This window comes from Pseudomonas laurentiana, from assembly GCF_014648275.1.
Taxonomy (GTDB): domain Bacteria; phylum Pseudomonadota; class Gammaproteobacteria; order Pseudomonadales; family Pseudomonadaceae; genus Aquipseudomonas; species Aquipseudomonas laurentiana.
Window position 1 is genome coordinate 197,004 of record NZ_BMQU01000007.1, and the last position, 13,122, is coordinate 210,125.

Here is a 13,122-nt window from a genome sequence, read left to right on the forward strand (position 1 = left end):
GGGCTTATCGCGGAACCGGCAGCTCAACCAATGACCACTCGATCGATAACGGTTTGAGCTTGTGCACGCGGGCGGCAGCAGGGCGACTGGCGATGTTCCCCACGAACCAGTTGGCCGAATTGGCTGCAACGATTCGACCTTCACCGTTGATGATGAATGCCTCGTTTTTCATCCGTAGCAGGCACCGGGTGAGCAGTTGATCGAACTCATGCAAGGCGATATCCGCTGCGGCAACGCCGACAAAATGCCCCTTGGCAAAAATCGGTACAGAAAACGCCAGTATGTAAAGCTCTGTCCCGTAGAGGTCCACGAACGGTCCTTCCACCGACGCTTCGCCCGTCAGTTTGGGACGCGTAAACCAAGGCATGCCCTGATAATTGTAGAAACTCTCACTCTGGCGATTGAAGTTCAGCATCATCGGGGCGATTTTGCCGCTGGAGGGACGGTAGAACCATTCAAGAAACAGCTCTTGATCCGCGAGTTCGCCCGGCTCTAGCACCACACCCGTCCCGTGGATGTAGTTGTCGTTTGCCAACAGTCGCGCTTCAATGGTGGCCTGAAGGAAAGCGAGGTCTTTGGACGTCGGCTTTCTGCCTTCGGCATCCAACGCCTCCCACACGGTCACCACCTCTGCGGCCAGTGTGTTGAGTTGCTCGAACAGCGTGCTGAGGACTGCTTCCAGTCGCTGGGTGCACTGATGAAGCTCGTCGGTTTGTTCTACGGTGATCATGGTGATGTAGCCTCTTGCAGCCCCAGCAGGGCGAAACGCAAATCCATCAGACGCTTTATGCCTTCTTTGACGTGGGCTTCTGTCAGGGCACTGGCCAGGTTCGATTCCCCGGCCATCACGGCCTGCAGAATCGCCCGGTGCTCAGCAATGACCGTGCTCTTTTGAACATCCGTCATGGCTATCCATAGCAGTTCGCCTATTTGGGATTGCAGACGCATTTCTGCATGCGTCAAGCGCACCGACTGCGCGGCAACCGCAACCTCGATATGGAACCGTGCATCCGCCCGTCGAAGCTCACGTCGGGTCGTGGCCTCCTGGAGTGCCGTCACGAAATGCTCCAGCCTTTGATGCTGGGCACTGGAAGATCGACTCGCCGCCAAACCCGCAGCCGTAGCTGAAATAGCGATCTGCTCGTCACACAAGTCGCGAAGCTCCAGTGAGCTCATTGCCGTCAGCCTGGCCTTGAGGAAGTCCTCGGAAACCTCCACGGGTGCACAGACAAAACTGCCGCCGTTTCTGCCGCGCTTTGTTGCGACAACACCCCGCTGACGCAAAATGGCCAACGCATCGCGCAATGTCACGGTCGCCACGCCAAAGCGCGTCGCCAGCTCATTTTCACTGGGTAACTGCTCACCCTCGCCAATCAGCCCCAGCTCAATGACCTCGATCAATCGGCGAGCCACTTCCTCGGGTTTGCCTTCCTGGCTGACCTGCAGCAGGGATAGGCGGTTCACTTTATTCAGTTGAGTCATCTACTCGCCGTTAAAAATATGGAACTAGATTTCTTTTATCCATATCTGCTCAAAAACTCAACAGAAATGCACGAGCCAAACAAAAACCAGTCGCGCAAATGTCGTTTTTTGGCAAAAACGACACGTCAATTGGCAGACATAAATTCATAAGATATGGTTTTAAATGTTTAACAAGCAGCCCGGCTCCGCGACTCACCGATAGCGCTGAGGGGCAATTGGCATCGACACAGAGGAATGGCAGATCATGACGAATCCAACGCTAAGCACATGGGAAACCCGAGCGCGAGAACTGAAGATAGAAGGACGGGCCTTTATCGGTGGGGACTACACCCACGCGATCGAAGGCGGAACCTTTGACTGCCTGAGCCCGGTCGACGGTCGGCTGCTGACCAAAGTCGCCAGTTGCACCGCCGCCGACGCCGACCATGCGGTCAGCGTTGCCCGCGCCACGTTCGATTCTGGCGTCTGGTCGCGCATGGCGCCAGCGGACAGGAAACAGATCATGGTTCGCTTCGCCGACCTGCTGATGGCCAACGCCGACGAGTTGGCGCTGCTGGAAACCCTGGACATGGGCAAGCCAATCAGCGACTCACTGGCAGTCGATGTACCGCAAGCAGCGCAAGCGTTGAGCTGGAGCGGCGAAGCGATCGACAAAATCTACGACGAAGTGGCGGCAACCCCCCATGATCAATTGGGCCTGGTAACGCGCGAACCCGTCGGTGTCGTGGTCGCCATCGTGCCGTGGAACTTCCCGCTGATGATGGCCTGCTGGAAGCTGGGCCCGGCGTTGTCCACCGGTAACTCGGTGATCCTCAAACCCTCGGAAAAATCACCGCTGACCGCCATTCGCATTGCCCAGCTGGCGATTGAAGCAGGTATTCCGGCAGGCGTGCTGAACGTATTGCCAGGCTTCGGCCACACCGTCGGCAAAGCGCTGGCCCTGCACATGGATGTGGACACACTGGTGTTCACCGGCTCAACCAAAATCGCCAAGCAACTGATGATCTACGCTGGCGAGTCCAACATGAAACGCGTCTGGCTTGAAGCTGGCGGCAAAAGCCCGAACATCGTCTTTGCCGATACCCCGGACCTGCAAGCCGCTGCCGAGTCTGCCGCCGGTGCCATCGCCTTCAACCAAGGCGAAGTCTGCACCGCCGGCTCACGCCTGCTGGTAGAGCGCTCGATCAAGGACGCCTTCCTGCCGCTGGTGATCGAGGCCCTCAAGTACTGGAAGCCAGGCAACCCACTGGACCCGGCGACCACTGTGGGCGCGCTGGTCGACACCCAGCAGATGAACACCGTGCTGTCCTACATCGAGTCGGGTCATACCGAGGGCGCCAAACTGGTGGCCGGCGGCAAGCGCATCCTGCAGGAAACCGGTGGCACCTACGTTGAACCGACCATCTTCGACGGCGTCAGCAACGCCATGAAGATCGCTCAGGAAGAGATCTTTGGCCCGGTACTGTCGGTGATCGCCTTCGATAGCGTCGACGATGCCATCCGGATCGCCAATGACACCCCGTACGGCCTGGCAGCAGCCATCTGGACCGCCGATATCTCCAAGGCTCACCTGACCGCCAAGGCCTTGCGCGCGGGGAGTGTCTGGATCAACCAATACGACGGCGGTGACATGACCGCACCATTCGGCGGCTTCAAACAGTCGGGCAATGGCCGTGACAAGTCGCTGCATGCCTTCGACAAGTACACCGAACTGAAGGCGACCTGGATCAAGTTGTAAGGCAGCACGACAACAGCAAAAAACAGCCGGCAGGACACACTTTTCAGGACAACAACATGAACAGCTCTGAATTTTCCATGGCTGATAGCGATGCCGCCCAGTTAAGGGCGCTTGGCTACACGTCCAACTTTGAAAGAAGCATGAGCCTCTGGGAAAACTTTGCCCTGGGCTTCACCTACCTCTCCCCGGTGGTCGGCGTCTATACGCTGTTCGGCCTGTGCTTGGCGGCGGGCGGGCCGCCAATGTTCTGGTCGTATTTACTGGTCGGTCTCGGGCAAATGCTGGTGTGCCTGATCTTCTGCGAGGTCGTTTCGCAATTCCCGATTTCCGGTGGTGTTTATCCGTGGGCGCGTCGTCTGGTGGGCAAGCGCTGGGCCTGGATGGTGGGCTGGATCTATTCCGTCTCACTGTGCGTGACCATTGCCGCCGTATCGCTGGGCGCAGGGCCCTACATTGCCGCCATGCTGGGCTTTGAGCCCAGCCCGGTGACCAACACCCTGATCGCACTGGCACTCACCGCAATGGCCACCGTATTGAACCTGAGCGGGACCAGCCTGCTGGCGAAAGTCGCCATGTTCGGTTTCATCTGCGAACTGCTGGGCGCCATTGTCATCGGTGGTTACCTGTTGATCTTCGAGCGTCACCAACCGTTCTCGGTGCTGTTCAACACCTTCGACATCAGCATCGACGGCAGCTACTGGCCGGCATTCCTGACCGCGTCGCTGGCAGGCATGTTCCTTTACTACGGCTTCGAAGCGTGCGGTGACGTCGCGGAAGAAACACCGAACCCGAGCAAACGCATTCCCAAAGCCATGCGCATGACCATCTACATTGGTGGTGGCGCAGCGATTTTTGCGGCACTGGCACTGATTCTGGCGGTCCCGGACATCGCCAAGGTGCTCTCGGGCGATGACAAGGACCCGATGTCGACCATCATGGCCAATGCGTTCGGGCCAACCGGATGGCGCGTCGTGACTGCGGTCATCACCATTTCCTTCGTGTCGTGCGTACTGAGCTTGCAGGCTGCCGCCAGCCGCTTGCTCTACTCCTTTGCACGGGACGAAATGGTCATGGGCAGCAGTGTACTCAAGCGTCTTTCGCCGACAACACGTGTGCCAACGGCCGCACTGATCACCTGCGGCGTGATCCCGGCACTCATCGTCTGTGCAGGGTTCTTCCTGGAAAATGCCATCGCAATCATCGTCAGCTTCGCCGCTATCGGCATTTACCTGTCCTTCCAGATGATCGTGGGCGGGGCGCTGTTCGCGCGAATCCGCGGCTGGAAACCGGCAGGTCAGTTTACCCTGGGCGGTTGGGGCTGGATCGTGAACATCCTGGCGCTGATCTACGGCTTGCTGGCGGTCGCCAACATGTCCTGGCCACGCACCCCGGATGCGCCTTGGTACAGCAACTACGGCATCTTGCTGACCGCCGCCGTCGTGATCGTCTTCGGCTTGCTCTACATGACCCTGTTCAAGCCATACGACAAAGGCACGGCGCCGTTTGCCGATGCATGGGAGCTACACAAAAAGTAGTGCCTTGATGCGCTCAAAAACGAAGGCCTTGCAGCAGTGCACGGCCTTCGTTGTCTTTTGGGGCCGGTATCAGCCATGGACCGCACCCTACGCCGCAATCTCCAGCATCACTCTGCCGACGGCATCCCCGCCCTGCACCACTATCCTTGCCTTAGCCGCAGGACGCGGCCCCGTACTGATCATGGAGCGAACATGTCTCTTGCTATCGTTCACAGCCGCGCCCAGGTTGGCGTACTGGCTCCAGCCGTTACCGTCGAGGCGCACCTGGCCAACGGCCTGCCCACACTCACCCTGGTTGGGCTACCCGAAGCCACGGTCAAGGAAAGCAAGGACCGGGTACGCAGCGCGATACTCAACTCCAGCCTGGAGTTTCCTGCCCGACGAATCACGCTCAACCTCGCCCCTGCCGACTTGCCCAAGGATGGCGGGCGCTTCGACCTGGCCATCGCACTGGGCATTCTCGCTGCCAACGGGCAGATCCCCATCATGGCACTGCATGACGTGGAGTGCCTTGGCGAGCTGGCGTTATCCGGGGCGATTCGCCCGGTGCAAGGCGTGCTCCCGGCCGCGCTGGCTGCACGTGATGCCGGGCGGGCGCTGGTGGTACCGAAAGAAAATGCCGAAGAAGCCTGCATGGCCTCCGGGCTGACCGTATTCGCCGTCGAACACCTGCTGGAGCTGGTCGGACACTTCAACGCTCAGGAGCCGCTCTCGCCCTACCGCGCCAACGGCCTGATCCTGCAAAGCCGGCCCTACCCCGACCTGAGTGAAGTGCAAGGCCAGATTGCTGCCAAACGCGCATTGTTGGTGGCCGCAGCCGGGGCGCATAACCTGCTGTTCAGCGGCCCGCCCGGCACCGGCAAGACGCTCCTCGCCAGCCGCTTGCCTGGCCTGCTGCCACCGCTGGACGAGCGAGAGGCGTTGGAGGTGGCGGCGATCCAGTCGGTGGCCAGCCCAGTGCCGCTGAACAGCTGGCCGCAGCGCCCGTTTCGCCACCCACATCACTCGGCCTCCGGAGCGGCACTGGTGGGCGGTGGCAGTCGACCACAACCCGGTGAAATCACCCTAGCCCATCATGGCGTGTTGTTTCTCGATGAACTGCCGGAGTTCGAGCGGCGTGTACTTGAGGTGCTGCGCGAGCCCCTGGAGTCAGGCGAAATCGTGATTGCCCGGGCCCGTGACAAAATTCGTTTCCCGGCGCGCTTTCAACTGGTGGCGGCGATGAACCCCTGCCCCTGCGGCTACCTGGGCGACCCGAATGGGCGCTGTCGCTGCAGCAGCGAGCAGGTCCAGCGTTACCGCAACAAACTCTCCGGCCCGCTGCTGGACCGTATCGACCTGCACCTGACCGTTGCCCGCGAAGCCACGGCGCTGGCACCAACGGCCCGCAGTGACGACAACAGCGCCAACGCCGCCGCCCACGTCGCCGCCGCCCGCACACTGCAGCAACAACGCCAAGGCTGCGCCAATGCCTTCCTCGACCTGCCCGGCCTGCGCACGCATTGCCCGTTATCCACAGCCGACGAACGCTGGCTGGAAAGCGCGTGCGAACGCCTGACCCTGTCATTACGCTCGGCCCACCGCCTGCTGAAGGTGGCGCGCACCCTCGCAGACCTGGAGCAGGCCAAACACATCAGCCGCGCACACTTGGCCGAAGCCCTGCAGTATCGTCCGGCAACGCAGTAAGGCCAGCGGGCTTGCCAGCGATGCAGAGACCGTGCACCGCCGGACACCTCACGGATCTCCTCGCAGGCAAGCCTGCTCACCACATAGATCGTGAAAAGCCGGCCTTGCCAACCACCGCACTACACCCCTACCGAGCCCGCCCCCTCCAACACCGCATTCACCAGCGCTCGCGCCATTTCCGCGTGTTGGGCAATGCTCAACACCAACGCCTTATCGTTCAAACTCAAGTGGTCGGCGGCGTCGCTGGCGGTGGCCTCGACAACGCTGAGCAGCACACTGGCATGCATCAATGCGTCTTCGCCGCACCCGCCTATGGGTCGTAAATACCGTGGTCCTTTAAGCATCATAACGACACCCTCGAAGGCATGGCAAGAATCTCGGTAGAACACGATAAAGACAGCAGTCTCATGAGATTGGGTGCTGCGGTGCGTGCTCGACGCAAAGCACTCGGCCTGTCCCAGGAAGCCCTCGCTGATGCAGCAGGGATTGATCGTGCGCACATGGGGAAAATCGAACGCGGAGAGCGGAACGTCACCTTCCTGAACATCGTCCGCATCGCAGTTGCCATGCAGTGCAGGCCTTCCGATTTGCTGTTAGCGGCTGAGCTTTAGCACAAAAGGTGGCGGCTGTACGCGGGTTCGCAGACCGGGCATAGAAACCGGCGCACCCGAAAGTGCCCCACGTACCGCCGCCATAACACAGTGATGACAAGACCAAGAAGTAAGGGCGCTGAGTTACCCGCCTGGCCGCTTAATCTGGTCATTGCGACAGCAGTCGCCATGCAGATGCGGCACAGCTTCGGAGACCTCACTGATACCCTCGCAGGCAAGCCTGCTCACCATACAGATCGTGGAGCATCGCGCTCATCACCAACGTCCTGTGTTCAAACTCAGGCGAGCAACCTATTGGCCTGCATCAATGCATGTTCGCTGTAACGTTTGCTGCGAAACGAAATGGGTGGCGGCCGTACGCGGGTTAGCAGACCGGGCATAGGAACCGGCGCACCCAAAAGTGCCCTGCGTACAACCGCCATGACGCGGTGAAGAAAGGACCGAAAAATAGGCGCACTCAGTTACTCGCTTGGCGACTCCATCTGGTCGTCGCGTCGGCGACAGTGATCGCAGAGTAGGCAGCGAACAAGGTTGCCGCAACCGAGTAATGGCCCGCAGGACATGATTCAGAAGCCTCTGACAGAAAACAGCTACAGCCCTGCAGAAGCCACACACCACCGCACACTTCACTGATACCCTCGCAGGCAAGATGGCTTCCCCCGGATCACTCTGGATTTCCCCGGATTCTGCTCTTTACTTTCAGCAGCTCACCGAGCCGAGACGCGCATGTTTGAACTTATCCACAACTGGCCTTTGCTGATCGGTGCGACCCTGCTGCTGATCGACCTGCTGCTTTGGCGCGCGATTCCGGCAGAGCGGCGCAATGCGCGCATCACGGCACGCTTGCTGGCCTTTCTATTGTTCAGCTGGGTGTTGATCAGTGCGGGGATGAGCCCGCTGCAACCGGCCCCTTGGGTTGAGGATGTACCGCGCAATTTACTGGCAACCGTACTGGAAATCGTCTGGTGGCTGTTCGCCGCACGTACGCTGACGGTTGTGCTCGGGTTGATGTTGATTGTTCGTAGCGGGCATACCGGTCGGCTGTTGCAGGATGTGCTGGGAGCGATCATTTTCCTGATTGCTATCGTCGCGGCGGCCGCCTACGTCATGCAGTTGCCGGTTAAAGGCCTGTTGGCCACCTCAGGCGCCATGGCGATCATCGTCGGCCTGGCCTTGCAGAGCACCCTGAGCGATGTGTTCTCCGGGATTGTGTTGAACACCACCCGGCCCTATCAAATCGATGACTGGATCTCCATCGACGGCACCGAAGGCAAGGTGCTGGATATCGACTGGCGGGCAACCCGTTTGCTCACGGCCAACGGCAGTATGGCGGTGATTCCGAACTCGGTAGCGGCCAAGGCCAAACTGCTGAACTTCAGTCGCCCGAACGATGTTCACGGGGTATCGATCAGTGTCGTGGTGCCCTCGCAGATTCGCCCGCGACGCGTCCTCGATGCCTTGGAAAAGGCCCTGCAGGGCACCAGCGCCCTACTCGCCAACCCCAAAGCCAAGGCCACGGTAAAGAGCGTCAGCCTGGAATCGGTGGAGTACGAGGCCAGTGGCTTCGTCGCGGCCATGGGTACGAAAACCGAGACGCGCAATTACTTGTTCGACCTCGCCCACCGCCATCTGGAGGCAGCAGGGGTCAACTGGAACCCGGACGCCGTGCCGAAGCCCTGGAGTCGTCAGCGCAGTTTGCTGGAAGATGTGCGCATTTTTCGCTCGCTGAGCGATGAAGAAAAGGACAGCCTGAGCCAACGCATGATGCCGGTTGAGTACCTGGCCGACCAGGTGATTCTGGGGCTCAATGAGGCCTCTGATTTCCTGCTGGTGATCGGTACAGGGGTGGTCTCGGCGTCAATTCGCGACGGGGAACGTAGTGTCGAAGCGGGGCGGATGGGGCCGGGGGAGATTCTCGGTGTCGAGGGCCTGCTGGACGGTAATGACTCCAATGTGGAGTTCCGCAGCCTGACTACCTGCCTGCTCTACCGGATCGAGAAAACGGCCGTACGCAGTTGCCTGGAGCAACGCGAAGAGGTGAAAAGCGCGCTGAGCAAGTTGCAGCGCCATCGTCAGCAAGCCAGCCAGTCGCTGTTGTTACAGCGACCGGCTGCGGTCAAGAAAGGCGGCTTCCTGAGCTGGCTAAAGCCGCACTAAAGCACGACTCGCAGGCACTGACCGGCGTGGTACAGCGAGAAGCCGGTCTCGTAGAAGCCAGTACGCAGCGAAGCACCCGTCACCGGTTTCATCGGCGAGAATGGAATCGGCAGTTCGTCCGGGTTGTCCCTGAGCAGGTACTCGGCAAAGGCCTTGCCAATCACTGTACCGGTGGTATTGCCACGCCCGTTGTAACCGGTCACCGCCACAATGCCCGGAGCAGGTTCGAACAGCCGCATCAGGTGATCAGGGGTGAAGTCGATGCAACCGGTCCAGTGCATTTCCCACTCAACCTTGCCCAGTTGCGGGAAGTAATGGCTCTGGATGCGGTCAGCCCAACTGCGGATAAACCAGGTCGGTTTGTTGTCGACCCGCCCCAGGCTGCCCAGCAGCAGGCGGCCCTGATCGTCACGACGAATGCTGCTGAGCACGGTGCGTGTGTCCCAGGACCCCTGACCATGCTTGAGCACGTTGTCCGCAGCGGCACCGCTCAGCGGCACTGACGCCACTTGATAGTAGTAACCACGGAAGAAGTTGCGCTGAAGGTCGGTCCAGTCACCTTCGGTGTAGGCACCGGTGGAGATGATGACCTTGTCGGCGCAGACCGAACCCTTGGCGGTCTTGACCCGCCAGGCGCGGCCTTCGCGCACCAATCCCTGAACCGCGGACTGCTGATGAATCTGCCCGCCCAGGCGCAGCACGGCAGCGGCCAGACCACGGGTATAACCCATCGGGTTGATGGTGCCGGCGCGGCGGTCGAGCAGCGCGGCGGAAATCTTGTCGGTACCGCAGTATTCCTGGCAACGAGCACCCGTGAGCAGCTCGACGTCGGCACCACGGCGGCTCCATTGGGCATGCCGGGCTTCAAGGTCGGCCACACCGCTGGCATTGTGTGCCATGTGCAGCGTGCCTTCGTTACGGGCCTGGCAATCAATGCCCAGACGCTTGATGGTGGCAAACACCTCAGCCGGGGCTTCGCCCAGTACCTTGTTCAGGCGGCTGCCTTGTTGCTGGCCGAGGGTCGCTTCAACGTCATCCGGACGAATCCAGGTGCCGGCGTTGACCAGGCCAACGTTGCGTCCCGAGCCGCCGTGGCCGATCTTCCAGGCCTCCAGCAGCACCACGCGCTTGCCTTGTTCCAGCAAATGGATCGCAGCGGACAAGCCGGTAATACCGCCGCCGATGATGCACACATCGGCCTTGATGTCCGCGCTCAACTCGGCAGACGGGGCCGCCGCCGGTGTAACGAACTCCCATAGACACTCTTGACGCAGGTCGGTCATGGTCGGCTCCGCTTTATTGATCTTTTTAGTCGGTGGAAACCCCATCGCCGGCAACGCCAGCGCCCATTAGGGGCTGGCCTTGCCGGCGATGGGGGCCTGAGTGGCTATCAGTCGAACACAATACCCTGCGCCAGCGGAAGCTCACGCGAGTAGTTCACGGTGTTGGTCTGACGACGCATGTAGGCCTTCCAGGAATCGGAACCCGACTCACGGCCACCGCCCGTTTCTTTTTCGCCACCGAAGGCGCCACCGATTTCCGCACCGCTGGTGCCAATGTTGACGTTGGCGATGCCGCAGTCACTGCCGGCTGCACTCTGGAAGCGCTCGGCTTCACGCAGGTCGGTGGTGAAGATGCATGACGACAGGCCTTGAGGCACTTCGTTGTTCAGACGCAGGGCTTCCTCGAACTCGTCGTAGGCCAGCACGTAGAGAATCGGCGCGAACGTTTCGTGACGCACGACTTCAGTCTGGGCCGGCATTTCGACGATGGCCGGGGCCACGTAGTAGGCGTTCGGGTAGTCCTGCTGCAATTGGCGCTCGCCACCAAACACAATGCCGCCTTCGTCACGGGCACGGGCCAGGGAGTCCTGCATGGCCTGGAAGGATTGCTTGTCGATCAGCGGGCCAATCAGGTTGTCCTTGCGTGGGTCACCGATGCGTACTTTGCCGTAGGCGGCTTTGACACGGGCGATGACCTCGTCCTTGATCGAGCGGTGCACGATCAGGCGGCGCAGGGTGGTGCAACGCTGGCCGGCAGTACCGACGGCGCTGAACAGGATGCCACGCACAGCCAGGTCCAGGTCGGCGCTTGGCGCCAGGATCATGGCGTTGTTGCCACCCAGCTCGAGGATGCTGCGACCGAAGCGTGCAGCCACACGTGGGCCGACTTCACGGCCCATGCGGGTGCTGCCGGTGGCGCTGACCAGCGGTACGCGTGGGTCGTCGACCAGTACCTGGCCCGCTTCGCGGTCGCCAACGATCAACTGGCTGAGGCCTTCCGGTGCATCGCCGAAGGCTTTCAGGGCTTTCTCGAACAGCGCTTGGCAAGCCAGGGCCGTCAGTGGCGTCTTTTCCGACGGTTTCCAGACCACGGCGTTACCGCAGACCAGGGCCAGCGCGGTGTTCCACGCCCACACGGCAACCGGGAAGTTGAACGCGCTGATCACACCGACCACACCCAGCGGGTGCCAGGTTTCACGCATGTGGTGGCCAGGGCGTTCGGAGGCGATGGTCAAACCGTACAGCTGACGCGACAGGCCAACCGCGAAGTCGCAGATGTCGATCATTTCCTGTACTTCACCCAGACCTTCCTGAGTGATCTTGCCCGCTTCGACAGACACCAGTTCGCCGAGCTGCGCCTTGTGCTCACGCAGCACTTCGCCGAACAGACGAATCAACTCGCCACGGCGTGGCGCTGGGACATTGCGCCAGGCCTGGAAGGCTTTTTCAGCCTGGTCGATCTTGCCCACGACCTGGGCTTTGCTCTCCAGGTGAACCGAGGCAATGACGCTGCCATCGATGGGGGTGTGAATGGGATGGTTGCCATTGGTGTAGGCACTGGCCGGTACACCCAGGCGATCAAGCAGTCCATCAACCATTTTTGTTCTCCTGCATACGATGAGTAGTTGATTTCAATGACGGAGGTCAGTATTAATCCGATTACTCTGGCACAACAAACGACCTTTACTCAGCACATCATTCCGCCAGGTAATGATTAACGAGATCGCCATGTCCAAACGCCTCGTGCCCTCGATGGCCGCCCTGCAATGCTTCGAAGCGGCCGCCCGTCATTTGAGCTTTACCCGCGCGGCCGAGGAGCTGCACCTGACTCAAAGCGCTGTCAGCAAACAAGTAGCACAGCTGGAGGACATGCTGCGCCATCACCTGTTCCTGCGTATACGGCGACGCCTGCAATTGACGCCGGCCGGTGCGTTGTACCTGGCCGAAGTGAACAAGATTCTCACCCAGGTCGACATGTCGAGCCGCTACATCCTCTCCTATGGCGAACAGACCGAAGTGCTCAAGGTCGCCACCCAGCCAAGTTTCGGCGTGCGCTGGCTGATCCCGAACCTGAAGGGCTTCGGCAAACGCCACCCGAACATCCACCTGGATATCCGCAACGAGATGGAACCCTTCGCCCTGCTCCAGGGTAATGCCGATGTGGTGTTTTTCTTTGGCCAGGGCACGTGGCCCGGCGCAACCTGCATCGAGCTGTTCGGTGAGGAGATGGTGCCGGTCTGCTCGCCGGAACTGTTACAGGGGCGCACCCTGAACGATGCCAGTGAAGTGGCCGACCTGGTGCTGCTGCAAGCCACCTCGCGCCCGGAAGCCTGGCACGAGTGGTTCCTTGAGCAGGACCTGCATTCGGCGAACAGCTATCACGGACCGCGCTTCGACACGTTCTACATGTGCCTGAGTGCCGCCCAGGCCGGTTGCGGCGTAGCCTTGGTGCCGCGCTATCTGGTGGCTCAAGAGTTGGCCGAAGGCAAGCTGGTCGTCCCTTGGCAGCATGCGATGAAAAGCAACGGCGCGTATTTCCTGGCGTTCTCCGAACATGCTGCAGAAGTGCCCAAGGTACGCAGCCTGGTGGAGTGGATTCGCGAACACGTGTGAGCAACGACGATTCCTGA

At 60.5% G+C, this 13,122-nt stretch carries 11 protein-coding genes; 6 read left to right on the top strand and 5 right to left on the bottom strand.

Features of this window, described 5'->3' with window-relative positions:
* Nucleotides 1–4 precede the first annotated feature (4 nt).
* Both IE038_RS09755 and IE038_RS09760 read right to left on the bottom strand, forming a co-directional pair.
* Nucleotides 5–730, bottom strand: coding sequence for a cache domain-containing protein (locus tag IE038_RS09755; RefSeq protein WP_163935866.1), 726 nt, complete (start codon nucleotides 728–730; stop codon nucleotides 5–7).
* Nucleotides 727–1,482 (bottom strand): FadR/GntR family transcriptional regulator, encoded by a 756-nt coding sequence (locus tag IE038_RS09760; protein WP_163935863.1) that lies wholly within the window; start codon nucleotides 1,480–1,482, stop codon nucleotides 727–729. Before IE038_RS09760 ends, IE038_RS09755 begins: the two co-directional genes overlap by 4 nt.
* Nucleotides 1,483–1,726: 244 nt before the next feature.
* On the opposite strand from IE038_RS09760, the gene IE038_RS09765 reads away from it, so the two are divergent.
* The 3 genes from IE038_RS09765 to IE038_RS09775 all read left to right on the top strand — a co-directional run bounded on the left by IE038_RS09765 (nucleotide 1,727) and on the right by IE038_RS09775 (nucleotide 6,441).
* A complete protein-coding gene (locus IE038_RS09765; RefSeq protein WP_163935860.1) occupies nucleotides 1,727–3,220 on the top strand; it encodes an aldehyde dehydrogenase in 1,494 nt (497 codons plus the stop codon).
* A 56-nt stretch (nucleotides 3,221–3,276) separates the two neighbouring features.
* Entirely contained in the window at nucleotides 3,277–4,755 is a 1,479-nt protein-coding gene (locus IE038_RS09770; protein WP_163935856.1) for an APC family permease, read from the top strand.
* 192 nt (nucleotides 4,756–4,947) lie between these two features.
* Nucleotides 4,948–6,441, top strand: coding sequence for a YifB family Mg chelatase-like AAA ATPase (locus IE038_RS09775; RefSeq protein WP_163935853.1), 1,494 nt, complete (start codon nucleotides 4,948–4,950; stop codon nucleotides 6,439–6,441).
* Between the two features lie 119 nt (nucleotides 6,442–6,560).
* On the opposite strand, the gene IE038_RS09780 is transcribed toward IE038_RS09775, so the two are convergent.
* Nucleotides 6,561–6,728 (bottom strand): DUF6124 family protein, encoded by a 168-nt coding sequence (locus tag IE038_RS09780; protein WP_189395527.1) that lies wholly within the window; start codon nucleotides 6,726–6,728, stop codon nucleotides 6,561–6,563.
* 78 nt (nucleotides 6,729–6,806) lie between these two features.
* Between IE038_RS09780 and IE038_RS09785 the strand changes: the two genes are divergently transcribed.
* Nucleotides 6,807–7,052, top strand: a complete 246-nt coding sequence (locus IE038_RS09785) for a helix-turn-helix domain-containing protein (RefSeq protein ID WP_163935847.1) — start codon at nucleotides 6,807–6,809, stop codon at nucleotides 7,050–7,052.
* A 726-nt stretch (nucleotides 7,053–7,778) separates the two neighbouring features.
* Entirely contained in the window at nucleotides 7,779–9,209 is a 1,431-nt protein-coding gene (locus IE038_RS09790; protein ID WP_163939284.1) for a mechanosensitive ion channel family protein, read from the top strand.
* On the opposite strand, the gene amaA is transcribed toward IE038_RS09790, so the two are convergent.
* Nucleotides 9,206–10,492: an L-pipecolate oxidase gene (amaA, locus tag IE038_RS09795; protein WP_189395528.1), complete on the bottom strand. Its 1,287-nt coding sequence runs from the start codon at nucleotides 10,490–10,492 to the stop codon at nucleotides 9,206–9,208. The two genes, IE038_RS09790 and amaA, sit on opposite strands and share 4 nt — an antisense overlap.
* Before the next feature lie 107 nt (nucleotides 10,493–10,599).
* Nucleotides 10,600–12,090 carry an L-piperidine-6-carboxylate dehydrogenase gene (amaB, locus tag IE038_RS09800; protein ID WP_163938203.1) on the bottom strand — a complete coding sequence of 497 codons (1,491 nt, stop codon included), beginning with the start codon at nucleotides 12,088–12,090 and terminating at the stop codon, nucleotides 10,600–10,602.
* A 130-nt stretch (nucleotides 12,091–12,220) separates the two neighbouring features.
* Between amaB and IE038_RS09805 the strand changes: the two genes are divergently transcribed.
* A complete protein-coding gene (locus IE038_RS09805) occupies nucleotides 12,221–13,105 on the top strand; it encodes a LysR family transcriptional regulator (RefSeq protein WP_065759791.1) in 885 nt (294 codons plus the stop codon).
* Nucleotides 13,106–13,122: the final 17 nt, after the last annotated feature.